A 23,443-nucleotide genomic window follows, 5' to 3' on the forward strand; every position below is an offset into this window, starting at 1 on the left:
TATCACCTGACTCCTAAACATAAGAGGGTGCTTTCGCACCCTCCCGATTCTATATATTATTTTACTCAATTTCCGGCAACATATTCCTTTGTCTTTCCTACCGGATAATTTACGCTAAGCTGAAGCGAATACTTCTGAACTATAACAGCGTCACCAAGATTAACCTTTCCGTTGGAATCAACGTCGCCTTCGGCAATCTGTTTATCTGTCAAGCTATAAAGGCCTACCCCGGCTTTCTGAATCAAAACAGCGTCAGAAAGGGTAACCTTTCCGTTTTCGTTTACATCACCGATAATAATTGTAACCGACGGGATTGTCGGGTCTGTTGGTTTAACAACCACATATTCTTTCCAGCTATTGCCGGCCGACAACAGCATTGATTTTCCGTTAAGCGGCAAGCCGTCTGCTCCGTCAGCAGGATATCTGTTTGTTGTTGCGTCGCTGCTCTCGGTAAACATTACAACAGCATTTTCATAACCGGCAGGAACGTCCATTACATAATATCCCGTTTCGCTGTCAAGAGTCATTAACGTACCAGGCCACTTCTCGTATCCTACGTCTACACTGTCTGCGGACGACGCTATGTCACGAATTACAGCACCGCTTGCCAAGGAAGGCGCTTTAGCGCTTGATGACATTGCTGACGCATCCCACGCAGTGCCGTTGTATTTGCCATTGGTCTGAGTACCGTCAAGCCAATAGCCTGTAACGCCGGCAAGCGGAAGGTCAACTGTCTGTACACCATTGCCGTTATTGAATACAACACCAGTTGCGCCTGACGGAATATCAATAGTATAGTTACCCTTGCCCTCAAAGTTTGTTTCATACTTTGTCATGGCTGTGCCCGGCCAGCCGGCACCGCAGGTGCCGTTATCGTTAAAGAAATACGCCTTAACCGTACCCCATCCGAGGCTGTCTGTAAATTTAATTGTTCCGTCGGAAATTGGGTCTGTCGAACCTGTCGGGTCTGTCGAGCCTGTCGGGTCTGTCGAACTGTCTCCGACATTATACATATAGCAGTAAACCGCTTTCCAATTATATGAAGAATTGTCAAAGTATACTCTCTGAGTTTGGCTTGGATCCCTCTTCTGATATGTATATGTTTGCGCCGCTGAGGTTGTTTTGCCGTCTGTTGCGGTTACTGTAAGTTTAATATCCACGCCGTAGCCAACACCCTCGCCAACTGAAATTGTCTTGTCGCCAGTGAAGGTCTGAGCAGTGCCGCCGTTTATGCTGTATGTACCTGATGTAGCGTTTACAAGTGAAAGGTCAACGCTGATGCCTTCGCTTTGAGAAGCGCTGTATGTTCCGCTGGGTTTTGAAACCTTTACAGACGGCGTTGTAACTGCGTTATAAACAACAGCAACGCCTGACGAGCCAATTTGACCCTTAATTTGACCACCTGATACTGTAAATGTATTGCCTGTTACCTGATCTGTATATGTTCCATCCTTCATTTTGTTAGCCTTAACGCTTACAGATGTTGACGTACCTGAGCAGTTAACAAGAACAACGCCGCTTGTACCTCTCTCGTTATAAGCAATAGAGCCGCTTGCTGACAAATATTCTGACTGGCCTGCAAAGTAGTTTTTAAACCGGTTTACAGCCTGAACCTCTTTATTTGCCCAAGCTGTTACGCTTGCTGTGCCGATGCTCTGAGAGTAGTTTGCCGGACGTGCCAAATACATTCCGCAAGACTCAGCTCTTGAGCCTACAAGACCCCATGTCTTGTTCATTGTCGAATCGCTCTGTCCTCTTGAAGAACCATCAGCGTATGTATCGTGCGACTCGTTCCAAAGCACAGCCTTTGCCGCTGCCGGAGACGAACCGTCATCAAATGTATAATCAGATCTCTTTGCACCGTTTGCATTGCCGCTGTTAACCTTGCTGCGGATATCGTTACTGGTAGAGTTGACCGTAATGCTCATATACTTAGTGTACTCGTTTACGATTGTCTGTCCGCCGCCGGTTTTGTCAAGGATTTCACCGTAGTAATACGGAGTAAAGCCTCTTGAGCTTTTTGCATATGATGTTGTATATCCGAGAATCTCGCTCCAGAAGTTGCTCGATGAGTTTTCAAGGTCATTCGGAACCTCAAGGTGTTTAGCTCCGTCAAAACGGAATCCGTCCGCACCTGCGTCGATACACTCCTTCATAAACTCCTTTTCATATTTCTGAACCTTTGAATTACCTGTGTTCAAGTCAGGCAAGCCGCCCATGCAGTTGTGTGTAATATCCCAGCGGCTGTCCCAGTTTGAAGTATTAGTTTTAATGCTGTGCCAGCAGCTTGAATCGTTCCTGATATCATCAGGAATTGTCGGCGAAAGAGAATTGTCGCCGTTGTTTGCCATGTGGTTTAAAACTGCGTCAACAATAACCTTTACTCCGTACTTGTGGGCCTCAGCGCACATAGCCTGAAAATCTGCCTTAGTTCCAAGCGCATTCTGTGAAGATGAGTCAATCTTGAAATTTGACGGCTGATAGTAAACCCACCAGCTACCTGAATACTGTCTGTTCTGTGTTGTTTCTTTTATGGTCTGAATAGGCGAGGTCTGAATTGCAGAGAAGCCCTGCTCCGCAATTTTTTTCATATTGCTCTTAATGCCGTTATAGGACCAGTTCCAGCACTGAAGAATCTGCCCCTGCTGAACATTGTCAACAAGGCCGTAGCTTGTGGCTTGTGAGCTCACCTCGTCGGTTGTCACTGCACTTCCGACAACCGGTATAGAAAATACTGAAGCCGCAAGGCAAATTGCCACTACAAGGCTAAGAATTTTCTTTCCAAATTTTTGTTTTCCCATTTTGTTTCCTCCTTGTTTATAAATGCTAATTCAATACTTAACGCCGATTGAAAACAAGATTAAATTTAATTTTTGTTAAGTATCATTAATCGGGAATTTCGTAAAAATCCTCTTATATACCATAACACCAATCAGTGATTTTTACAATTCGGAATAATCGCCAAAGTTTTGTAAAAAATTTGTAATTTTTTCACATTACCTGTTAATAAATCTTTTCATTATAATATTATCACCGTCAAATGCAATAATTTGTTGAAAAATGCATTTTTTCGTGATAAAATATTTTTATTAAGTTTGAGGAGAATTTATATGAGAAAAAGATTATTTGCAATTCTTACCTGCGTACTCTTAGTTTTTTCACTTCTTAGCATAGGAATTTTCAGTGCTTCTGCGGTGTTTCCGGATAGTCAATGGGATGTCGGAAATTATAATGACTACGGCGGCGGCGGAGGAGGCTACTCCGGCGGTGGCTACTCAGGCGGCGGCAGCAGTAGCAGTAGCGGAGATATAGCATGGTTTCTGATGTTTTTGGTGAGAAATCCTATAGCCATTATTATAATCCTTGTCATATTTTTAGTTTGCTATTTATTAGCAACAAAGATAAAGAAATCAGCACCCACCACCGGCGGCACAACGCAAGCCTACAATCCGCCTGTTATGCCTATGGACTTTACCGACAGAATCTCGGAGGCAATACGTCAAATTGACCCGAATTTCTCATCCGATGCATTCATCACCTGGTCTAAGGATGTATTCATAACCTTACAGCAGGCATGGACTGCAAGGGATTGGAGCACAATACGTCCTCTTGAAAAGGAAGAGCTTTTTGAGCAGCATAAACGCCAGCTTGACGAATACATAGCGAACAAGAAAATTAATATTATTGAGAGAATAAATGTAGGTCAGACTCACCTGCACAAATACGAGCGTGACGCTCAGTACGAATACCTCACCGTTTATATGGCAACAAGAATGGTTGACTATATTATCGACGAGCAAACACGCAAGGTTCTAAAGGGCGACCCGAATACCGACTGCTATATGAACTACCTGCTTACATTTATGCGTAAAACAGGCGTTAAGAGCCATGAGGGAACAGACAGAACCGTATCCAAGAGCTGCCCGAACTGCGGCGCACCTCTGAGCATTACAAGCAGCGGCAAGTGCGAATACTGCGGAAGCATAATCACAACAGGCGACTTCGACTGGGTACTTGCTAAGATGGACGCTGTTAAGGCAAACACTGTTATTGACAACCGTGGCGTTATCCTAAATGACGGAACAAATGAAGATAACAACAATAACAACAGCGACAATAGCGGCAATGGTGACGGCGACGTAAGCTTTGACGATATGATGAACGGTGACAAAAACTAATCCGTCAAAAATAAAAAATTAACCGAAAAACAACAGACGGACAGCGTTAACACTCTGCCCGTCTTTGTTTTTCATACCGGGAGAAATATATGAAAAAGAAAGCATTAATCCTCAAGTTTCTTGCTCTGATTATTCTTAGTTCTTCAAGCTGCATTACAGCGTCAGCTGCCGAAACCCTTACTGCAAGCTCAGACATATTTTCGTCGAGTTTTCTGACAATTGTTTTTCGCGCACTTCCTGCATTGCTCGGTTGTATTGCACTTATTGTGGTTATATGTATTTTAAGAAAAGTAGTCAGAAACGCTTCGATACACGCTTCCTCCTCTCTATTCTCGCTTATCAATTCACTGATAAACAATAAATCATCATCACAAAACCAAACGCACAACGAAAAGGATTTTTCCACCGACACACATCCGAATGACAACACGATAAAGATTATTTCGGCGATTCGCCTTATCGACAGCGACTTTATGGGCGAGGCATTTTTGACCTTTGCAAACAATGTTTTTATTGGTCTTCAAAGAGCATGGACAGCAAGAAATCTGAGTAGTATAAGACCGTTTGAAAAGGAGGAACTTTTTGAGCAGCACAGCAAGCAGCTTCAAAATTACATAAACCGCCGACAGATAAACGTAATTGACAACATCAAAATTACCACATCGTACCTGCATAAGTATGAGCGTGACCGACAATATGAATATCTGACGGTATATATGGACGTCCGAATGTCTAACTATATCGTCGACGCTGATACAAGAAATGTGTTAACGGGCAACCCTTCCACCATAGGCAATACCCCATACCTGCTTACCTTTATGAGAAGAAGAGGTGTTCTGAGCAATGGCGAATGCAACAAAACAATGTCAAAAAGCTGTCCAAACTGCGGAGCGGTGCTCAGTATGTCAAACAGCAGTAAATGCGAATACTGCGGCGGAATTATAACGCAAAGCGACTTTGACTGGGTTCTGTCAAATATAAACACGGTAAATTCCAACACAGTTATTGACAACAGAGGTATTGTTATAAACGATTAACCAATATAATACTATAATACGAAAGATTTAATAACAGTCGGGCAGCATTCTTGACACGCTGTCCGAATTTGTTATATTATATGAGAAATATAAGTTTATATCTTATGAAACAGGAGAAGAATATGAAAGTATCAGATACATTTGTTGAGGGCAAAACCGTTTTATCCTTTGAGGTTTTCCCTCCAAAGGCAACAAGCCCCATAGAATCAGTCTATAAACCGCTTGAACAGCTGTGCGCTCTTAATCCTGCATATATCAGCGTTACCTACGGCGCTGCCGGCGGAGCAAAATCGCACTGCTGCGAAATAGCGTCAAGAATAAAAAATGTTCACGGAATTGAGCCGGTAGCTCACCTTACCTGTGTCGGCAACACTAAGCAGGAGATTAAAGCGGTGCTTGACGACTTTCAGGCAAACGGCATTGAGAATATTCTCGCTCTCAGGGGCGACATTGTTCCCGGGCAGCCCGTATGCCACGATTTCACATATGCAAGCGACCTAACAGCCTTTATAAAGGAGCAGAACCCTGAATTTGACGTTTGCGGAGCCTGCTACCCGGAGGTTCATATGGAAAGCAGCAGCGAGATTGAGGACATATTAAATCTCAAGAAAAAAGTCGACGCAGGCGCTTCGCACCTTATATCGCAGCTTTTCTTCGACAATCAGATTTACTACGGCTTCCTGCAAAAGGTAAGAATTGCCGGAATAAGCGTGCCAATCTCCGCAGGTATTATGCCTGTTGTTAACAAAAAGCAGATTGAACGAATGGTTTCGCTGTGCGGAGCAAGTTTGCCTCCTAAATTCGTAAAGGTTATGCAGAAATACGGCGACAACCCAGAGGCTATGCGTGACGCAGGAATTGCCTACGCAATAAACCAGATTGTCGATTTGATTTCCAACGGCGTTGATGGCATACATATTTACACAATGAACAACCCGTATGTTGCAACGGCAATCTGTGACGCAATAAAAAATCTTCTTTAAGGTGAATTAATTGTTTATATTAGAAAAAATCAACCGCAGTGAGGCTCTGCGATACTTAGGCTACAAGGGCAGCACACCGGACGAAAGAACACTTGATATTTTAGCCGACTGCGAACGCTCTCTGCTTGAAGCCGCCGTTGCGAAATACCTATACCGCCGCTTTGAATTAAGCTTTAATGAAAACGGCATTGAGGTCTGTGGCACAGGGATAAATCTTACAGGCAAAAGCATATCCGCACACCTTGACGGATGCCGGTCAGTTGTTTTGATGTGCGCTACAATTTCATCGGGTGTTGACAGACTCATACGCCGCTATCAGGCTACCGATATGACAAGGGCAGTTATCACCGACGCATTGGCAAGCGCCGCTATTGAGCAGGTATGTGATGTTGCGGACGAAGAAATTAACCGCCGCTTTCCCGACGAATACAAAACGTGGAGATTCAGCCCCGGTTACGGTGATTTGCCGCTTGATTTACAGCGCGACTTTCTGCGTGTGCTAAACGCTCAGAAAATGATAGGTCTTACTCTCGGCAAAAGCACAATACTTATCCCGACAAAATCGGTAACGGCTCTTATAGGTATTTCAAAGGACGAGCTTCCGAAACGAAAAAGAGGCTGCGCAGGCTGCACAATGAGAGCAACCTGCAAATTCAGAAAAGCAGGTGAACGCTGTGTTTAGTAAATTATTAAATGAAAAGGAATTTATTCTGTTTGACGGCGGAATGGGCACAATGCTTCAAGCAAGCGGTCTTGAAGCAGGCGAAATTCCGGAGCTTCTGACAATCTCCAACCCGAAACTGATAACAGATATTCACAAACAATATATTAACGCAGGCTCAAATGTAATTTACTCCTGTACCTTCGGCGCAAACAGCTACAAGCTTAACGGCAGCGGCTATACGCCTCAGCAGGTTATCACCGCCGCAATAATCTGCGCAAGAGCCGCCGCAAAAGGAACAAACACGCTTGTTGCCCTCGACTTGGGGCCGATAGGCAGGCTTATGGAGCCAAACGGCGATATGAGTTTTGATGATGCCTATAATTACTACAAGGAGCAGATAACAGCCGGCAATGACGCCGACCTGATTGTATTTGAAACAATGACAGACTTGTCTGAGCTTAAGGCGGCTGTGCTTGCCGCTAAGGAAAACAGCAATTTGCCAATAGTCTGCACTATGACCTTTGAGCAAAATCACCGTACCTTTACGGGCGTTTCAATCGGCGCAATGGCTGTAACTCTTGAGGGTCTTGGAATTGATGCAATAGGCGTGAACTGCTCGCTCGGTCCAGACGACCTTCCGCCGATTATTGATGAGCTTGTAAGGTGGACAAACCTGCCGATTGTCGTTAAACCAAACGCAGGTCTGCCGGACCCAAACAGCAACACATACAGCGTAGGACCCGACGACTTCGCAAAGAGTATTGAAAAGCTAATACCCTACGGCGTAAAAATTATCGGCGGCTGCTGCGGAACAACTCCGCAATTTATTGCAAGCACCAAAGCTATGCTTAGTGATAAAAAATTCGTACCACGCACACCCGTCAGCTTCAGCGCAGTTACAAGCGGCGAGAGCGTTGTGCTTATTGACCGTCCGAGAATCATAGGCGAGCGAATAAACCCAACAGGCAAAAAGCTTTTTAAGGAAGCATTAAAAAGCCACAATATAGATTACATTCTCACGCAGGGAATAGAGCAGGTAAGCGCAGGAGCAGATATTCTTGACGTAAACGTGGGACTTCCCGAAATTGATGAAAAGGAAATGATGATAACCGTTGTGAAGTCACTTCAAGGTGTTACCGGCGTTCCTTTGCAAATAGACACAACCGAGCCCGATGTTTTAGAGGCAGGACTCAGGGTGTATAACGGCAAGCCGATAGTAAACTCCGTAAACGGCGAGGAAAAATCACTTTCAACCGTTTTGCCGCTTGTTAAAAAGTACGGTGCGGCGGTTGTCGGACTTACTCTTGACGAAAACGGAATTCCAAAAACAGCTCAGGGCAGATTCGACATTGCAAAGAAGATTGTTGAGTGTGCATTAAAGCTCGGCATAGAACGTAAGGATATTTATATTGACTGTCTGACGCTTACTGCCTCGGCTGAGCAGGAGGGTGTTCTTGAAACACTGAACGCCTTAGAGCGTGTTAAAGCAGAGCTTGGCGTTAAAACGGTACTCGGTGTTTCAAACATATCCTTCGGACTGCCAAACCGAGAGCTTGTCAACCGCACCTTCCTGACAATGGCGCTCCAGAAGGGTCTTGACTTACCGATTATCAACCCGAATGTTGAGGCTATGACAGGCACAGTTAAGGCTTATAACCTGCTTGCAAATATAGATAAAAACTCGGTCGAGTTTATCTCGGCATATAACAATCATACCGCCGCTTCTGCAAGCGCACCGCAAAGCTCTGCACTGAACATAGAATACGCCATTGAGCACGGTCTAAAAAAAGAGGCTGCAAAGGCAACAACGGAGCTTTTAGCCACCACCGAACCTATGAACATTGTGAATCAAAAGCTTATTCCTGCTCTTGACAAGGTAGGTGCGGGCTTTGAAAAGGGTACAATCTTCCTGCCGCAGCTTATTCAAGCCGCCACAGCCGCACAGGGCTGCTTTGATGTAATTAAACAAAAGCTCACCTCAACAAGCGGCACACCGGTAAGCCGAGGAAAGATAATTCTTGCTACCGTCAAGGGCGACATTCACGATATAGGCAAGAACATTGTCAAGGTTCTTCTTGAAAACTACGGCTACACCGTATTTGATCTTGGGCGTGATGTTCCCCCTGAAAAGGTGGTTGAAACAGCAAGGGAGAACGATATACACTTCATTGGTCTTTCTGCACTTATGACAACAACGCTCAAGTCAATGGAGGAAACCATAAAGCTTCTGCACGAACAGAAAATCGACTGCAAAACCTTTGTCGGCGGCGCAGTGCTTACTTACGATTACGCCATGAAAATCGGCGCAGACTACTACTGCAAGGACGCAAAGGAAAGCGTTGATGCGGCAAGGGACTTTTTCGGAGAATAAACCGTATAAAAACAGCTATCGGGCGCACACCGCAAGATGTACGCCCGATTAATTTTGTCTGTTAATTTAATAATATCTTATAACTTCAATAACCTTGCCAAGTACAGAACACTCAGGAACAATTATCGGCTCGTAATTCGGGTTTTCCGGCTGTAAGCGAAAATGACCGTTTTCTTTGTAAAACCGCTTTACGGTTGCCTCGTCATCAATAAGAGCCACCACAATCTCGCCGTTTTCCGCCGTCTGTTCCCTATTAACAACAACAATATCTCCGTCAAGTATTCCAGCATTTATCATACTGTCGCCTACAATCCTCAGCGCAAAAAGCTCTCTGCCTCGGCGAACACCCTCGCTTACAGGCACATAACCCTCAATGTCCTCAATCGCTTCAATCGGCAACCCTGCCGTAACCTTGCCCATAATCGGCACTGACGACGACGGGTCACTGTTTGTCAGCCGTATGGTGCGGTTAAGCTTTTCCTCCTTGTCTATAAAGCCGAGGTTCTTAAGCGTTTTCAAATGTGAATGAACGGTTGAGGTTGACCGCAGTCCTGTTGCGGCGCAAATATCCCTAACGGACGGGGAATGTCCGTTTTGCGTACACTCTGTAATATATTTAAGTATCTTCTGTTGGCTTTGTGATAAAGGCTTCATAGCAACCACCCCATATTAAAGCAATGTCGTCAAATTAACGGCATCGCAATGAAATTTTGCCTACGGCACTATCTACTATAATTTTACAATCCTATTATATCAAGCAATGCAGAAATAGTCAAACATTTGTTTTGTTTTTATGCTAAACTCTTCTGCAATAAAATTACAAATCGTTGCATTATCACCATCCTCTTGTTATAATAATACTGTACATTCACATAATTACACACAGTGCAAGCATTTCCTCAAGGCGGTTGTATATTTCATCAAGCTTTGATGCAGGCAGCGGGTTTCTGCCGCAGCCAATCTCAACGGTAAACGCAGGCTTTGAAAGTTCCTCAATAAACCAATCCTTAAAGCCGCCGCCCACCGCAAGTCCGCTTGGACTTGACAGAGCATATCCGCTTGTGCGTGCCATAACCTCCGCCATAAGCCGAGATTTTTTCGGTGTGTTGCTGCCGTAGCTCCAGTATATCTCCTCGCCCTGACTGTGAAAGGCTGTGGCGTGGCGTATGTTCCTGCTGCGGCAAAGCTTAGTAAGCGCCTTTGTTTCAGGCTCGCTTTCGGGCATTTCGCCGCCGTACTGGGTTATGGACGGAGCTGTAATTCCGCTGCTTTTCTCACGTTGCTTAAGCTCACGCCAGCCTGCGGAAAAGTTGTGGTTTATGTCAACGCCAAATGCGTTTGCCTGCCACCTGTGAGCCTTGCCGTTTGCAATTTCGCTGACACGTCGCTCATATCTACCTGCGGCACATTCGCCGTTTAGAGATATTTCAACGCCGTCAGGATTTACACAAGGCACAACAATCAGTCCTCGGCGGTTCAAAAAGCGGTCAATGTTAATACCTCTTATACTGCCGCCCGACTTAACACAGCGGCACACCTCCTTTAAAAAGCGAAACAGCAAAAGGCTTGTCAGCCATTCCATACCGTGAAATGCACCGCACATTAAAACCTGCTCGTCCTCGTTACCCAGTGAGAATGCGTCAATGCTTCTTCCACAGCGGCTGACGCCTATCTGCTCACGCTTTAAAAACGGGAACTGCTCTGTAAGCATTTTTGTTATTCTTGCACGGTTCTGTTCATCCGCAGGTGTGTCATAGTATTTTGTTTTTACCAATACCCTCAAATCCTTTCGTGGTTTGTTTTCAAAATAAAGTTATGTTATTTTTTCAAAATTTATGAATGGGGGAAATAAAATGGAGTTATTTGAAAAAACCTTGAGCAGCCGTGAAATCTTTGACGGCAGAGTTATCCACGTTACTGTTGACGAAATTGAGCTTGAAAACGGCCATAAGTCAAGCCGAGAGGTTGTCGGTCATCCGGGTGGAGTCTGCATTGCCGCACTTACCGACAGTGACGAGCTTTTGTTTGTAAGACAGTTTCGCTACCCGTATAAGGAGGTTGTGCTGGAGCTTCCGGCAGGCAAGCTTGAAAAAGGCCAAAATCCACTTGAAAACGGCAAGAGAGAACTTATGGAGGAAACAGGCGCAATCGGCACATCATATTGCTCGCTTGGCAAGCTTTATCCCTCGCCCGGCTACTGCGCCGAGATTATACACCTTTATTTCTGCCGTGTTAAGGAATTCGGCAGCACGAACCCCGATGAGGACGAATTTTTAAAGATAGAGAAAATTCCGCTTGACAAGGCTGTTGAAATGGTGCTTAACAACCAAATTCCCGACGCTAAAACGCAAACTGCGGTGCTTAAAACCGCAATGCTTAAGAGCCTCGGCAAAATTTAAGGAGAGATTAATATGGCGGTAAATTTAGTTTTTCTTTTTGCAGCAGGTGCAGTGCTTGCGCTTGCGCTTGTTTTCTGCCTTGTGAACAAGCCGAAAAAACCGCTGTTCACAGGGACAACACTGATTATTCTTATATTTTTTCTTATTGCGACTGAGCTTATCAATATGGGATTGTCAACGCCAACGATAATTACACTTCCGCAGGGCTTTGTAAACGCAATGGTCGGCTTTTTAACGGCTCAGGACTCACCTAACACCGCAACACTTGAACAGGCGTTTAATCTGTATATGTATATTGATATCGGGCTTATAGTGCTGTGCATTGTGTCGCTTATTGTCGAGGTTCGCAGCATATTTACCATATCGCCTAAAAAGAGTGACGAGCAGGCAAAGAAAAAGGAAGAAGCAAAGGAGTAATATGAAAATATACCAAAACATCGAACGCTCCGACGGCGAGCTGTCGCTTGCGCTCGGCTTTTTTGACGGTCTGCACAGAGGTCATCAAAGTGTAATAAACGCCGCAGTCGAGCAGAAAAATTGTGGTCTTATCCCTGCAATGCTTACCTTTAAGGAAAGTCCCCAGAGATTAATTTCTAAAAGAGCAGTACCTCGGCTTATGACAAGGCAGAGCAGATATGAGCTTTTAGAAAGTCTTGGCATTGAGGTTTTATATGAGCTTGACTTTGAAAGCATCAGGAACATTTCGCCGCAGGATTTTGTCCAAAACATTCTTTGCAAGGCTCTCGGCGCCAAAAAAGTTTTCTGCGGCTTTAATTATCATTTCGGCAAGGCAGGCGCAGGAGATGAAAAAATGCTTCACACCTTATGCGCCAATAACAGCATTGAGGCTGTAACACTTCCACCCGTTATTTTTGGAAGCGAGGCTATAAGCTCAACAAGGATAAGGAATGCTCTTGCAAGCGGAGAAGTCGAAAAGGCAAACAAAATGCTCGGCAGGCGTTTTTCTTTTGACTTTACCGTAAGTCACGGCAACGAGCTTGGGCGCAAAATGGAAACCCCAACAATCAACCAGCCGATTCCGTGTGATTTTATCCTGCCAAGGTTCGGCGTGTACGCCACCTATGCAACAATTGACGGAATAACACAAAAAGCGGTAACAAATATTGGCGTAAAGCCAACTGTCGGAAGTCCCTGTCCCCTTTCCGAAACATGGATTTTAGACAGAGAAATCGGTTCACTCTACGGCTGCCGTCCCAAAATAGAGCTTGTACAGTTCATAAGACCCGAACAGAAATTTTCGGGAATTACACAGCTTCAGGCGGCGATACTCAAGGACGGTCAAACGGCTAAAAATATTTTTGAAAGAGCCGATACATCGTTGTAAAATACGCCACTGTATGTTAAAATATAGACAAACTAAAACACATTCCGACAGCGAAAGCTTAAAACAGGAGGTAATCAGATGTCAGAGGTAACCAGAGTTTTTGTTGAAAAAAAGCCGGGATTTGACGTTGAAGCAAAGCAAATGCTTTGGGATTTGCGCCATAATCTCGGACTTAAGCAGATTAACGGACTAAGGCTGCTGAACAGATACGATGTTTCGGGTCTTACAAAGGAACAGTTTGAAATGGCTAAGAAAACTGTTTTTTCCGAGCCTAACCAGGACAATATTTATGATGAGGAATTTTCCTATGAGGACAGCTCCAAGGTATTTGCAATGGAATACCTGCCGGGTCAGTATGACCAGCGTGCCGACAGTGCCGCACAGTGTACTCAGCTTTTAACACAGCAGGAAAGACCTAAGGTTTTAAGTGCAAAGGTTGTTGTTCTATCGGGCGATATTTCAGACGAGGAATTTGAAAAGGTTAAGAGCTATCTTGTAAACCCGGTTGAATCAAGAGTTGCTTCAATGGATAAGCCCGAAAGCCTTGACATTCCCGTTACAATGCCTGAGAACGTAGCTGTAATCGAAGGCTTTATCGGTTTTGATGATGAGCAGATGGAGGAGTATTATAACTCAATGGGCTTTGCCATGACTCTCTCTGACCTTAAATTCTGCCGTGATTACTTTAAAAACGACGAACAGCGTGACCCGACCGTAACAGAGCTTAGAGTTATCGACACATATTGGTCAGACCACTGCCGCCACACTACCTTCCTCACAAGACTTGAAAATATAGAGATCGAAAAGGGCGCTTTAACAGGCGTTATTGAGGATGCTTTAAAGGCATATTATGACGCAAGAGAGGAGCTTTACGGTAAGGACAGCACAAGGGACGTATCCCTTATGGATATGGCTCTTTGCGGAATGAAGCTGCTCAAAAAGAGAGGTTTAATTCCCGACCTTGACGAGAGTGAGGAAATCAACGCCTGCTCAATTGAGGTTCCTGTAACAATAGACGGCAAAACAGAAAAATGGCTTGTTCAGTTTAAGAACGAAACCCACAACCACCCGACAGAGATTGAGCCTTTCGGCGGTGCAGCAACCTGCCTCGGCGGTGCAATACGTGACCCGCTTTCAGGCAGAGCATATGTATATCAGGCTATGCGTGTAACAGGCTCAGGCGACCCTACAATTCCGTTTAAGGACACAATGCACGGAAAGCTGCCTACAAGAAAGATTACAACCGGTGCAGCATCAGGATACAGCTCCTACGGCAACCAGATTGGTCTGGCAACAGGTCAGGTAACAGAGCTTTACGACCCCGGCTATGCTGCAAAGAGATTGGAAATCGGCGCAGTTATAGGCGCTTCCCCAAAGGAAAATGTAATAAGAGAGGTTCCATCTCCCGGCGACATCATTGTTCTGCTTGGCGGCGCAACAGGTCGTGACGGCTGCGGCGGTGCAACAGGCTCATCTAAGGCTCACACAGAACAGTCAATTGAAACCTGCGGTGCTGAGGTTCAAAAGGGCAATCCGCCGACAGAGAGAAAAATTCAGCGCCTTTTCAGAGATAAAAAGGTTGCCAATATGATTAAGCGCTGCAATGACTTCGGTGCAGGCGGCGTTTGCGTTGCAATAGGCGAGCTTGCAGACGGTCTTGACATTGACCTTGACAAGGTAACAAAGAAATATGAGGGTCTTGACGGCACAGAGCTTGCAATCTCCGAATCACAGGAAAGAATGGCAGTTGTGCTTGACCCAAATGACGTTGAAAAATTCATCGCTCTTGCAGGAGATGAAAATCTTGAAGCAACAGCGGTTGCGGTTGTTTCCGAGAACCCTCGTCTTACAATGAACTGGAGAGGCGACACCATAGTAAGCCTCAGCCGTGAATTCTTAAATACTAACGGCGTAACACAAACGGCAAGCGCATATATTACAGCACCCGACCCGAAAAAGTCATACAGAACACAGGTTCCGAAGGTACTTGAGAACAGACCCTTGGAGGAAGCATTTAAGCTAAACCTTTCAAGACTTGAAGTTTGCTCACAAATAGGACTTTCTGAGCGCTTTGACGCAAGTATCGGCGCAGCAACAGTAAATATGCCTTTCGGCGGTAAGTATCAGCTCACGCCAACTGAGGCAATGGCTGCAAAGATTCCGCTTGAGCAGGGCGAAACAGACGACGCCACAGCAATGAGCTTCGGCTATATTCCGGGCACATCACGCTGGAGTCCGTTCCACGGCTCTGCTTACGCTGTGCTTGAGTCAATGTCAAAGCTGCTTGCAATCGGCGCAAATCCGCTTAAGGCAAGACTCACATTCCAGGAATACTTTGAGCGTCTGCACGATAAGCCTGAGCGTTGGGGCAAGCCTGCGGCAGCTCTGCTGGGCGCAATGACAGCACAGCTTGAAATGGGTGTACCGTCAATCGGTGGCAAAGACAGTATGAGCGGCTCGTTTGAACAGCTTGACGTTCCGCCGACACTTGTAAGCTTTGCCGTAGCAATGACAAAAGCGTCGAAGACAATCTCCTCCGAGTTCAAGAATGTAGGCTCAAGAGTAATCTATGTACCGCTGCCGGAGGATAATAAAACAGCAATGCCTATTTGGTGTCAGGTAAAAGAGATGTACCAAAAGGTTTACGAACTTATGGAGCAGGGCAGAGTATTGAGTGCAGGCGTTGTCAAGGAAGGCGGCGCAGCGGCACAAATATGCAAGATGTGCTTCGGAAACAAGCTTGGCTTCAAGTTTGACCACGAGCTTACAGCTAAGGAGCTTTTCGCACCGCTCAGCGGCTCACTCATTCTTGAAATGGCAGATAATGACGAGGCTGACGGCTTCCTGTACTATAACCTCGGTACAACAACAGAGGAGCCGATAATCGACACAGTATCGGCAAAGTTTGACATTGACGGTCTTATCGGCGTTTGGACAAGCAAGCTTGAAAAGGTATTCCCAACAGAGGCAGAATGCCCGAAAATTTCAGTTAAAACTGAGCTTTACACCGAAAGAAGCGCAAAAGCTCCTGCAATAAAGACAGCAAAGCCAACAGTATTTATTCCGGTATTCCCCGGAACAAACTGTGAGGTTGACACAGCAAGAGCCTTTGCAAAGGCAGGCGCAAACCCTGAGCTTCTTATAGTTAAGAACTTAAAGCCGTCTGACATTGAACAGACCATTGAAGAAATGGAAAAGATTATAAGACGAGCTCAGATTATTATGTTCCCGGGCGGCTTCAGCGGAGGTGACGAGCCTGACGGTTCAGGCAAGTTCATAGCCACAACCTTCCGCAACCCAAGAATTGCACAGGCTGTAACAGACTTGCTCGACACCCGTGACGGACTTATGCTCGGTATCTGCAACGGTTTTCAGGCTCTTATCAAGCTCGGACTTGTGCCAAACGGCAAGATTACCGACATCAAGGACGGCAACCCGACCCTTACCTTCAACACAATCGGCAGACATATTTCACACATGGCTTACACAAGAGTTACCTCGGTTAAATCTCCGTGGTTCTCAGGCGTAGACGCAGGCGAAGTATTTGCTGTTCCTATCTCGCACGGCGAGGGAAGATTTGTTGCAAGCGACGAAACAATAAAAGCGCTTGCTCAAAACGGACAGATTGCAACGCAGTATGTTGATTTAAGCGGCAATCCGAGCGACAGCATTAAGTGGAACGTAAACGGTTCCGTATGCGCTATTGAGGGCATCACAAGCCCCGACGGCAGAATTCTTGGCAAGATGGGACATTCAGAAAGAAAAGGCGAAAACCTGTATTCAAACGTTCCGTTTGAGAAGGATCAAAAGCTGTTTGAAAGCGGCGTAAATTACTTTAAATAATCGCTGAAGCCTAAAACAAAGCGACCGCACCTTAATTGGGTTGCGGTCGCTTTTAAAGATTAAAAAAGCAAAGACTTGTGTAGCTTACATACACCTGTGCATAATAAATAAGAAAACGAATTGAGGATAGCTTAAAATGGAATTTATCAAAAAGAACTCCGTTGGCATATTGCTGTGCCTTATAATCGCTGTGCCGTCATTTTTCCTTGGCAAGCTCTTCCCCATTGTCGGCGGCCCTGTGTTTGCGATACTGCTTGGTATGATAATCACACTGTTTATCAAGGGCAAATTCAGAGATTATATAAGCGGCGGCGTTACCTTTACATCTAAAAAAATACTCCAGTACGCCGTCATTTTGCTCGGCTTTGGGCTTAATCTTACAAGCATTGTTCAGGTTGGCGCACAATCACTGCCAATAATTTTAGCAACAATTACAACCTCGCTTGTTATTTCCTTTATGCTTTACAAGCTTATGAAAGCCCCTGCGAAAATCTCAACGCTTATCGGCGTTGGTTCGTCAATCTGCGGCGGCTCGGCAATAGCGGCAACTGCACCTGTTATTGATGCTGATGACGAGGAAATTGCACAGTCAATATCCGTAATATTCCTGTTCAACATACTTGCCGCTTTAATTTTTCCTACCTTGGGCGGCGTACTCGGACTGTCAAACGAGGGCTTTGCGCTATTTGCAGGAACAGCAATAAACGACACCTCATCGGTTACAGCCGCTGCATCGTCTTGGGACGGTATACATCCCGGTGCAAATACGCTTGACAGCGCAACTATTGTAAAGCTGACACGAACACTCGCCATTATCCCCATAACGCTTTGCCTTGCTCTTTACAGAACAAGAAAGGCTAAAAAGCAGTCATCAGGCGCCGGCGCTAAGGTCAGCCTAAAAAAGATTTTCCCGTTTTTTATTATCTTTTTTGTTCTAGCGTCTGTCATAACAACATTTGCCGTTTCGTTCGGCGTTCCAAACAGCTTTTTCTCCCCACTTAAGGAGCTTAGCAAGTTCTTTATTATAATGGCTATGTCGGCAATTGGCTTGAACACAAATATAGTCAAGCTTATAAAATCAGGTGCAAAGCCAATATTTATGGGATTGTGCTGCTGGATAGGCATATCGGTAGTAAGCCTGTTAATGCAGCACGTTCTCGGTATATGGTAAAAATTTTTATACTAACTCGACAACGCCCGACGGTTTGTGCCGTCGGGCGCTTTGTTATTCAAACTCTGCAATGCGGAAAAGCTCGTTTAAATCCTCTATAATAATCCTGCGGTACTCTGTTTTGATAATGCCGCTGTTTCTCATTGAATTGAGCAGCTTGCTCACAGTCACACGGGAAACACCAATAATGTTGCCAATCTCCTCGTGCGTCAGATGAACACTGTATCTCTCGCCGCCCAAAGGCTCACGCACCTGAATAAGCAGTCTTGCAATGCGGCAGTTCGCCTGTAAAAATGTAATACTGCTCACCTGTGATGACAGCATCCTTATTGACCTCGCCTGCAAATTCAGCAGAGTTATTGCAAAGCTTGGGTCTTTGCGGAAATGCTCTATAAGTATTTTTTCCGTAACCGGAATTATCCTGCTTTCGCTTAAGGCAACGGCAGACGAAACCCTCGGCATTCCGTCAAAGAACGCTGCCTCGCCGAGTATTGACCCGTCCTCAACATTCGCAAGCGTTTTTTCATCTCCCTCCGGCGAGGAAAAGTAAATTCTTGCCTTGCCCGACTTTAAATAATAAAAGCAGTCGGCTCTCTCACCCTGCATATAAATCATTTGATTTTTTGTGAAACGCTTCGGAATACTCAGACTCTCAAAAATACCCCTTACGTCATCCGGCAAATTTGCGTAATTATTGCCGTAATATATGGTGTTTTGTTCCATAAAATCGCCGCCTTATCAGTTAAGCTGAACTAATTGTAGCATAGTTTACATTCTTTTATCAAGCCTTATGCGATAATCATTTCAAGATAATTTGACAGGAGGAATTCACTATGGGTATGACTATGTCCCAAAAGATTCTTGCCGCACACGCAGGGCTTGATGAAGTCAAGGCAGGACAGCTTATCGAGGCAAAGCTCGATATGGTTCTCGGCAACGATGTTACCTCTCCGGTTGCAATCAATGTTTTTGAGGGCTGCAATGCTGACAGCGTTTTCGACAAAACAAAAATCGCAATGGTTATGGACCACTTCACACCGAACAAGGATATTAAATCCGCACAGCACTGCCTGCAAGTAAGAAATTTTGCAGACAAATATGAGATTAAAAATTACTTTGACGTTGGCGAAATGGGCATTGAACACGCACTACTGCCTGAAAAGGGTCTTGTAGGACCGGGCAGCCTTGTTATCGGCGCAGACTCACACACCTGTACATACGGCGCACTTGGCGCATTTTCGACAGGCGTTGGCTCAACCGATATGGCAGCAGGTATGATTTCCGGCAAGGCATGGTTCAAGGTTCCGAGCGCAATTAAGTTTATTTTAACAGGCAAGCCCGCTCCGTGGGTAAGCGGCAAGGACATTATTCTTCACATCATTGGCAAAATCGGCGTTGACGGCGCACTTTACAAATCAATGGAGTTTGTAGGCGACGGTCTTGACTACTTAAGCATCGACGACAGACTTTGCATTGCAAACATGGCAATTGAGGCAGGCGCTAAAAACGGCATTTTCCCTGTTGACAATGTAACACGTGAATACTGCAACGGCAGGTTCCAGGGCACTCCGGTTGAATACACAGCCGATGAAGACGCAGTATATGACGAAACCTATACAATTGATCTTTCAACACTCCGTCCGACAGTAGCATTTCCGCATCTTCCGGAAAACACAAAGACTATCGACAACGTAGGTGAGATTAAAATTGACCAGGTTGTTATAGGTTCCTGCACAAACGGCAGACTCACCGACTTGAGAATTGCCGCAAGTGTATTAAAGGGCAAGAAGCTAGCAAAGGGCGTAAGATGCATAATCCTGCCCGGCACACAGCAGATTTGGCTTGACGCTATGCACGAGGGTCTGTTCGACATATTCGTAAACGCAGGCGCAGTTGTTTCCACACCAACCTGCGGTCCGTGCCTTGGCGGTCATATGGGTATTTTGGCTCAGGGTGAGCGTGCAGTATCCACAACAAACCGCAACTTTGTCGGCAGAATGGGCCACGTTGACTCCGAGATTTACCTTGCAAGCCCGGCTGTTGCCGCTGCTTCGGCAATAACCGGCTACATAACTGACCCGGCTAAGGTTTGATTTTTGAAAGGAGTGAATATAAATGGAAAGTGTTAAGGGCAGAGTACACAAGTACGGCGATAATGTTGACACAGACGTTATTATCCCTGCAAGATATTTGAACACCGCCTCTCACAAGGAGCTTGCAGCTCACTGTATGGAGGATATTGACAAGGAATTTGTCAACAACGTAAAAAGCGGCGACATTATGGTTGCCGAGAAAAACTTCGGTTGCGGCTCGTCAAGAGAGCACGCACCGATTGCGATTAAGGCTTCAGGCATTTCATGCGTTATTGCTTCAACCTTTGCAAGAATTTTCTACAGAAACGCCATCAATATCGGCCTTCCGATTATGGAGTGCGACGAGGCGGCTCGTGACATCAAAAATGGCGACGAGGTTAGCGTTGATTTCAACACAGGCATTATAACAAACGAAACAACAGGAAAAACATACAAAGCTGAGCCATTCCCGGAATTTATACAGCACATAATCGCAAAAGGCGGTCTTATCAACTATATCAAGTAATTGATTATCGCAAAACTTAACCGGCATTATAAAGAGCCACAGCGAAAGCGCTGTGGCTCTTTAGCTGTTGTAATTTTACTCTCAGGCTCAACTTATGCTCGCCTTGTTGATATGTACTCCTCTAATTTTTCATAAATTTATATTAATTAGCCTTAGTTGTTTCTTCACTCTTGGAGTTTACGGCAATCATCTTGCCCTGAACGTCAGTTTTGTATTCACCCTTGAGCAGAATCTCTGAAATCGGTACAATCTTATACCCCTCGCTCTGTATCATTTCAATTATCATAGGCAGCGCTTCGGGCGTATTCTTTGCACCGTTGTGCATAAGGATTATACTGCCGGAACAAAGATTGTTTTTTATGCGTGATACCATATCCTGCGGTGACGGGTCCTTCCAGTCAAGACTGTCAATATTCCACTGCACGCAGTACATATCTATACTGTTTGTTACTTCAACAACGGCATTGTTATAATCGCCGTATGGCGGTCTGAACAGAGTAGGGCACTTGCCTGTTATCGCTTCTATTTTTTCGTTACAGCCTTGAAGCTCCTTAAGAATACCGTCATTGCCAAGCTGCGGCAAATGTGCGTGTGTGTCGGAATGATTACCCACATCATGCCCCTTATCGCTTATTTTTTTTACATCATCGGGATATTTGTCAACCCATTCTCCTACAAGAAAAAAGGTTGATTTCACCTTATATTTATCAAGTATATCAAGCAGGCTTTGGGTCTGTTCATTGCCCCATGCCGCGTCAAATGAAATACTGCACACCTTTTCTGTTTTATCAACATTGTAAATAGGTATTTTTCGCTCTGTGGTAGACGCTTCAATCGCCCTGCCGTAACTGCCAAGCGAAACAAAAAGCGTTATCACCGCCATAATCACACAGCACGCCATTACAATTAGCTTCTTCCTTGTCAGTATCAAAAGCTTCATTCTTACCCCTCCCTGTATTTTATATGCACAAAAATACAGTAATATTCCGCTTAACATTGGTTCAACGCAAAATGGTAAAAGTCGTTTCCTGACACAAACAAAAAACAGCTGTAAAGCAAAGCCTTAACGCTCTGTTTTACAGCTGTTTTATTATCAACTAAATTTTACAAATAGCAGAAGTAAAGTCCGCCTTCATAAGCATATGTGCCTGAACCCTGTGGGAAATTCGCCTGGAACACTACGTTTGAAGGAAGCTCTCTGTGACCCTCAAGAAGCTTCTTTGCGTTTTTAAAGCATCTTTCAATTGCTTTCTTCTCTATTGAATTAGAACCGCTCGGAATGCTGATGTTCCATGCCATCGGTCCGTACTGACCCGGACTTTGCAGACATCCTCTTATAGTATTCGGGAAGCGTGAGCTTGCAACACGGTTCAAAACAACGTTACCAACCATAAGCTGGCATCTGTCGCTCAGCCAGTATGAACCCGACTCCTGCCAAATAACGGCTGCAAGGCAGTATAAATCGTCATCTGTATAGCTGCGAGCACTTACTGTTACTTTACAAGTAACCTTTACTCCGTTGTACGCTGTTGCTGTTATTGTCGCTGTGCCTTCCTTATTAGCAGTTACAAGACCGCCTGCTGCCTTTACCGACGCAACAGCGGAGTTATTGCTTGTGTATACAATGCTGCGAGCCGCCTCGCCGCTTTTGAGTGAACTGTTCAAGTCAAACTGCTCGCCCAAAGTCAAGTTAAGACTTGTTTTGTTCAGTGAAACCTTTGTTGGTGCTTTCTTTACTGTAACTTTGCAAGTAACCTTTTTACCGTTGTAGGCTGTTGCTGTTATTGTCGCTGTACCTACCTTATTGGCAGTTACCAAGCCGCCTGCCGCCTTTACAGAGGCAACAGAGGAGTTATCGCTTGAATAAACAATGCTGTAAGCACCCTCACCGCTTTTGAGTGAGCTGTTTAAGTCGTACTGCTCACCGATACCGAGTGTAAGGCTCGTTTTGTTAAGAGAAACCTTTGTTGGTGCTTTCTTTACTGTAACTTTGCAAGTAACTTTTTTGCCGTTGTACGTTGTAGCTGTAATTGTAGCAGTACCTACCTTTTTAGCAGTAACAAAACCGCCTGCCGCCTTTACAGAGGCAACAGAGGAGTTGTTGCTTGAATAAACAATGCTGTACGCACCCTCATCGCTTTTGAGCGAGCTGTTTAAGTCGTACTGCTCACCAATACCAAGCGTAAGGCTTGTTTTGTTAAGTGAAAGCTTTGTCGGAGCTTTCTTTACTGTTACTGTACACTCAGATTTGCTGCCGTTTGCAAGTGAAGCAGTAATAACTGTTGTTCCCGGTTTTACAGCATAAACTTTGCCATTTGTATCTACCGTAGCAACACTTTTTGAACTGCTGCTCCATGTTACTGTCTGATTTGCATTGTTTGTTTGAGTTATTCCAGCGCTGAGGGTGAAGTCCTCGCCTACACCTAATGTAAGGGTAGCACGGCTGATTTTTACTACACCTGTGTAATTCACACCGCTTACTTCATATGTCGGGGTTGTTGCTGCAATTCCGTCATAATTTTCAAGTTCGTCGGTCACAACGGTTAATTTATTGTCAGAAGCGGCTGACGCATATATTGTTGAAACTGCGATTATCGCACACAGCACTGCACAACATACCGCAAATGTGATTTTCTTGGTTTTTTTAATCATAAAAAGTCAGAGAGCAAGCTCTCTTTGCCTCCTTTAAAATCGTGTTTTCGTTGTTAACAACAGTCAACGGTATATATTGTAACCGATTGTAACAAGTTTGTAAAGTTTTAAAAAAAGTTGTCCAAAGAGAAAAAACCGCCTAAAACAGCGGTTTTTTCAAACATTTTCCTTTAATTTTAATGAATTTTCCCTATAATTAGGT

18 protein-coding genes are annotated in these 23,443 nt (G+C 44.9%); 12 read left to right on the forward strand and 6 right to left on the reverse strand.

Annotation, left to right across the window (positions count from 1 at the left end; all coding sequences use genetic code 11):
- Positions 1–65: 65 nt before the first annotated feature.
- Complete coding sequence (locus GMA13_RS08785) at positions 66–2,801, reverse strand: alpha-amylase family glycosyl hydrolase (protein ID WP_255884164.1); 2,736 nt, start codon at positions 2,799–2,801, stop codon at positions 66–68.
- Between the two features lie 309 nt (positions 2,802–3,110).
- Between GMA13_RS08785 and GMA13_RS08790 the strand changes: the two genes are divergently transcribed.
- The 5 genes from GMA13_RS08790 to GMA13_RS08810 all read left to right on the forward strand — a co-directional run bounded on the left by GMA13_RS08790 (position 3,111) and on the right by GMA13_RS08810 (position 9,233).
- A complete protein-coding gene (locus tag GMA13_RS08790) occupies positions 3,111–4,178 on the forward strand; it encodes a Tim44 domain-containing protein (protein ID WP_255884165.1) in 1,068 nt (355 codons plus the stop codon).
- 89 nt (positions 4,179–4,267) lie between these two features.
- Positions 4,268–5,215, forward strand: a complete 948-nt coding sequence (locus tag GMA13_RS08795; protein WP_255884167.1) for a Tim44-like domain-containing protein — start codon at positions 4,268–4,270, stop codon at positions 5,213–5,215.
- A 122-nt stretch (positions 5,216–5,337) separates the two neighbouring features.
- On the forward strand, positions 5,338–6,198 hold the full coding sequence (metF, locus tag GMA13_RS08800; RefSeq protein ID WP_255884169.1) for a methylenetetrahydrofolate reductase [NAD(P)H]: 861 nt from the start codon (positions 5,338–5,340) through the stop codon (positions 6,196–6,198).
- A 10-nt stretch (positions 6,199–6,208) separates the two neighbouring features.
- Positions 6,209–6,880 (forward strand): vitamin B12 dependent-methionine synthase activation domain-containing protein, encoded by a 672-nt coding sequence (locus GMA13_RS08805; protein WP_255884171.1) that lies wholly within the window; start codon positions 6,209–6,211, stop codon positions 6,878–6,880.
- Entirely contained in the window at positions 6,864–9,233 is a 2,370-nt protein-coding gene (locus GMA13_RS08810; RefSeq protein ID WP_255884172.1) for a homocysteine S-methyltransferase family protein, read from the forward strand. The genes GMA13_RS08805 and GMA13_RS08810 overlap by 17 nt, the downstream gene beginning before the upstream one ends.
- 66 nt (positions 9,234–9,299) lie before the next feature.
- Here the strand turns inward: GMA13_RS08810 and lexA are convergent, their stop codons facing one another.
- Together lexA and GMA13_RS08820 are read right to left on the reverse strand one after the other, a co-directional pair.
- Positions 9,300–9,887: a transcriptional repressor LexA gene (gene lexA, locus GMA13_RS08815; RefSeq protein WP_255884173.1), complete on the reverse strand. Its 588-nt coding sequence runs from the start codon at positions 9,885–9,887 to the stop codon at positions 9,300–9,302.
- Between the two features lie 214 nt (positions 9,888–10,101).
- Positions 10,102–11,007 carry a M14 family metallocarboxypeptidase gene (locus tag GMA13_RS08820; RefSeq protein ID WP_255884174.1) on the reverse strand — a complete coding sequence of 302 codons (906 nt, stop codon included), beginning with the start codon at positions 11,005–11,007 and terminating at the stop codon, positions 10,102–10,104.
- A 79-nt stretch (positions 11,008–11,086) separates the two neighbouring features.
- Between GMA13_RS08820 and GMA13_RS08825 the strand changes: the two genes are divergently transcribed.
- From GMA13_RS08825 to GMA13_RS08845, 5 genes are all read left to right on the forward strand, one after another.
- Positions 11,087–11,632: an NUDIX hydrolase gene (locus tag GMA13_RS08825; protein WP_255884176.1), complete on the forward strand. Its 546-nt coding sequence runs from the start codon at positions 11,087–11,089 to the stop codon at positions 11,630–11,632.
- Between the two features lie 12 nt (positions 11,633–11,644).
- Positions 11,645–12,049 (forward strand): hypothetical protein, encoded by a 405-nt coding sequence (locus GMA13_RS08830; RefSeq protein WP_255884178.1) that lies wholly within the window; start codon positions 11,645–11,647, stop codon positions 12,047–12,049.
- 1 nt (position 12,050) lies between these two features.
- Positions 12,051–12,977, forward strand: a complete 927-nt coding sequence (gene ribF / locus GMA13_RS08835; protein WP_255884179.1) for a riboflavin biosynthesis protein RibF — start codon at positions 12,051–12,053, stop codon at positions 12,975–12,977.
- 78 nt (positions 12,978–13,055) lie between these two features.
- Positions 13,056–16,820 carry a phosphoribosylformylglycinamidine synthase gene (locus GMA13_RS08840; RefSeq protein ID WP_255884181.1) on the forward strand — a complete coding sequence of 1,255 codons (3,765 nt, stop codon included), beginning with the start codon at positions 13,056–13,058 and terminating at the stop codon, positions 16,818–16,820.
- A gap of 136 nt (positions 16,821–16,956) precedes the next feature.
- Complete coding sequence (locus tag GMA13_RS08845; RefSeq protein WP_255884182.1) at positions 16,957–17,991, forward strand: YeiH family protein; 1,035 nt, start codon at positions 16,957–16,959, stop codon at positions 17,989–17,991.
- 54 nt (positions 17,992–18,045) lie between these two features.
- Here the strand turns inward: GMA13_RS08845 and GMA13_RS08850 are convergent, their stop codons facing one another.
- Complete coding sequence (locus tag GMA13_RS08850) at positions 18,046–18,714, reverse strand: Crp/Fnr family transcriptional regulator (protein ID WP_255884183.1); 669 nt, start codon at positions 18,712–18,714, stop codon at positions 18,046–18,048.
- A 110-nt stretch (positions 18,715–18,824) separates the two neighbouring features.
- Between GMA13_RS08850 and leuC the strand changes: the two genes are divergently transcribed.
- Both leuC and leuD read left to right on the forward strand, forming a co-directional pair.
- A complete protein-coding gene (gene leuC, locus GMA13_RS08855; protein ID WP_255884185.1) occupies positions 18,825–20,084 on the forward strand; it encodes a 3-isopropylmalate dehydratase large subunit in 1,260 nt (419 codons plus the stop codon).
- 22 nt (positions 20,085–20,106) lie between these two features.
- Positions 20,107–20,589 (forward strand): 3-isopropylmalate dehydratase small subunit, encoded by a 483-nt coding sequence (leuD, locus tag GMA13_RS08860; protein ID WP_255884187.1) that lies wholly within the window; start codon positions 20,107–20,109, stop codon positions 20,587–20,589.
- Positions 20,590–20,731: 142 nt separating this feature from the next.
- On the opposite strand, the gene GMA13_RS08865 is transcribed toward leuD, so the two are convergent.
- A complete protein-coding gene (locus GMA13_RS08865) occupies positions 20,732–21,529 on the reverse strand; it encodes a polysaccharide deacetylase family protein (RefSeq protein WP_255884189.1) in 798 nt (265 codons plus the stop codon).
- Between the two features lie 164 nt (positions 21,530–21,693).
- Positions 21,694–23,241, reverse strand: coding sequence for an Ig-like domain-containing protein (locus GMA13_RS08870; RefSeq protein ID WP_255884190.1), 1,548 nt, complete (start codon positions 23,239–23,241; stop codon positions 21,694–21,696).
- Positions 23,242–23,443: the final 202 nt, after the last annotated feature.

Source organism: Ruminococcus sp. zg-924, from assembly GCF_024433635.1.
Taxonomy (GTDB): Bacteria; Bacillota; Clostridia; order Oscillospirales; family Acutalibacteraceae; genus UBA7067.

What these genes read in the sequence shown, in the direction of transcription:
- GMA13_RS08870 (WP_255884190.1), bottom strand. Translation starts at nt 23,241, where the DNA reads ATGATTAAAAAAACCAAGAAAATCACATTTGCGGTATGTTGTGCAGTG.
- GMA13_RS08790 (WP_255884165.1), top strand. Translation starts at nt 3,111, where the DNA reads ATGAGAAAAAGATTATTTGCAATTCTTACCTGCGTACTCTTAGTTTTT.
- GMA13_RS08865 (WP_255884189.1), bottom strand. Translation starts at nt 21,529, where the DNA reads ATGAAGCTTTTGATACTGACAAGGAAGAAGCTAATTGTAATGGCGTGC.
- GMA13_RS08845 (WP_255884182.1), top strand. Translation starts at nt 16,957, where the DNA reads ATGGAATTTATCAAAAAGAACTCCGTTGGCATATTGCTGTGCCTTATA.
- leuD (WP_255884187.1), top strand. Translation starts at nt 20,107, where the DNA reads ATGGAAAGTGTTAAGGGCAGAGTACACAAGTACGGCGATAATGTTGAC.
- metF (WP_255884169.1), top strand. Translation starts at nt 5,338, where the DNA reads ATGAAAGTATCAGATACATTTGTTGAGGGCAAAACCGTTTTATCCTTT.
- GMA13_RS08825 (WP_255884176.1), top strand. Translation starts at nt 11,087, where the DNA reads ATGGAGTTATTTGAAAAAACCTTGAGCAGCCGTGAAATCTTTGACGGC.
- ribF (WP_255884179.1), top strand. Translation starts at nt 12,051, where the DNA reads ATGAAAATATACCAAAACATCGAACGCTCCGACGGCGAGCTGTCGCTT.
- leuC (WP_255884185.1), top strand. Translation starts at nt 18,825, where the DNA reads ATGGGTATGACTATGTCCCAAAAGATTCTTGCCGCACACGCAGGGCTT.
- GMA13_RS08795 (WP_255884167.1), top strand. Translation starts at nt 4,268, where the DNA reads ATGAAAAAGAAAGCATTAATCCTCAAGTTTCTTGCTCTGATTATTCTT.
- GMA13_RS08830 (WP_255884178.1), top strand. Translation starts at nt 11,645, where the DNA reads ATGGCGGTAAATTTAGTTTTTCTTTTTGCAGCAGGTGCAGTGCTTGCG.
- GMA13_RS08785 (WP_255884164.1), bottom strand. Translation starts at nt 2,801, where the DNA reads ATGGGAAAACAAAAATTTGGAAAGAAAATTCTTAGCCTTGTAGTGGCA.
- GMA13_RS08850 (WP_255884183.1), bottom strand. Translation starts at nt 18,714, where the DNA reads ATGGAACAAAACACCATATATTACGGCAATAATTACGCAAATTTGCCG.
- lexA (WP_255884173.1), bottom strand. Translation starts at nt 9,887, where the DNA reads ATGAAGCCTTTATCACAAAGCCAACAGAAGATACTTAAATATATTACA.
- GMA13_RS08840 (WP_255884181.1), top strand. Translation starts at nt 13,056, where the DNA reads ATGTCAGAGGTAACCAGAGTTTTTGTTGAAAAAAAGCCGGGATTTGAC.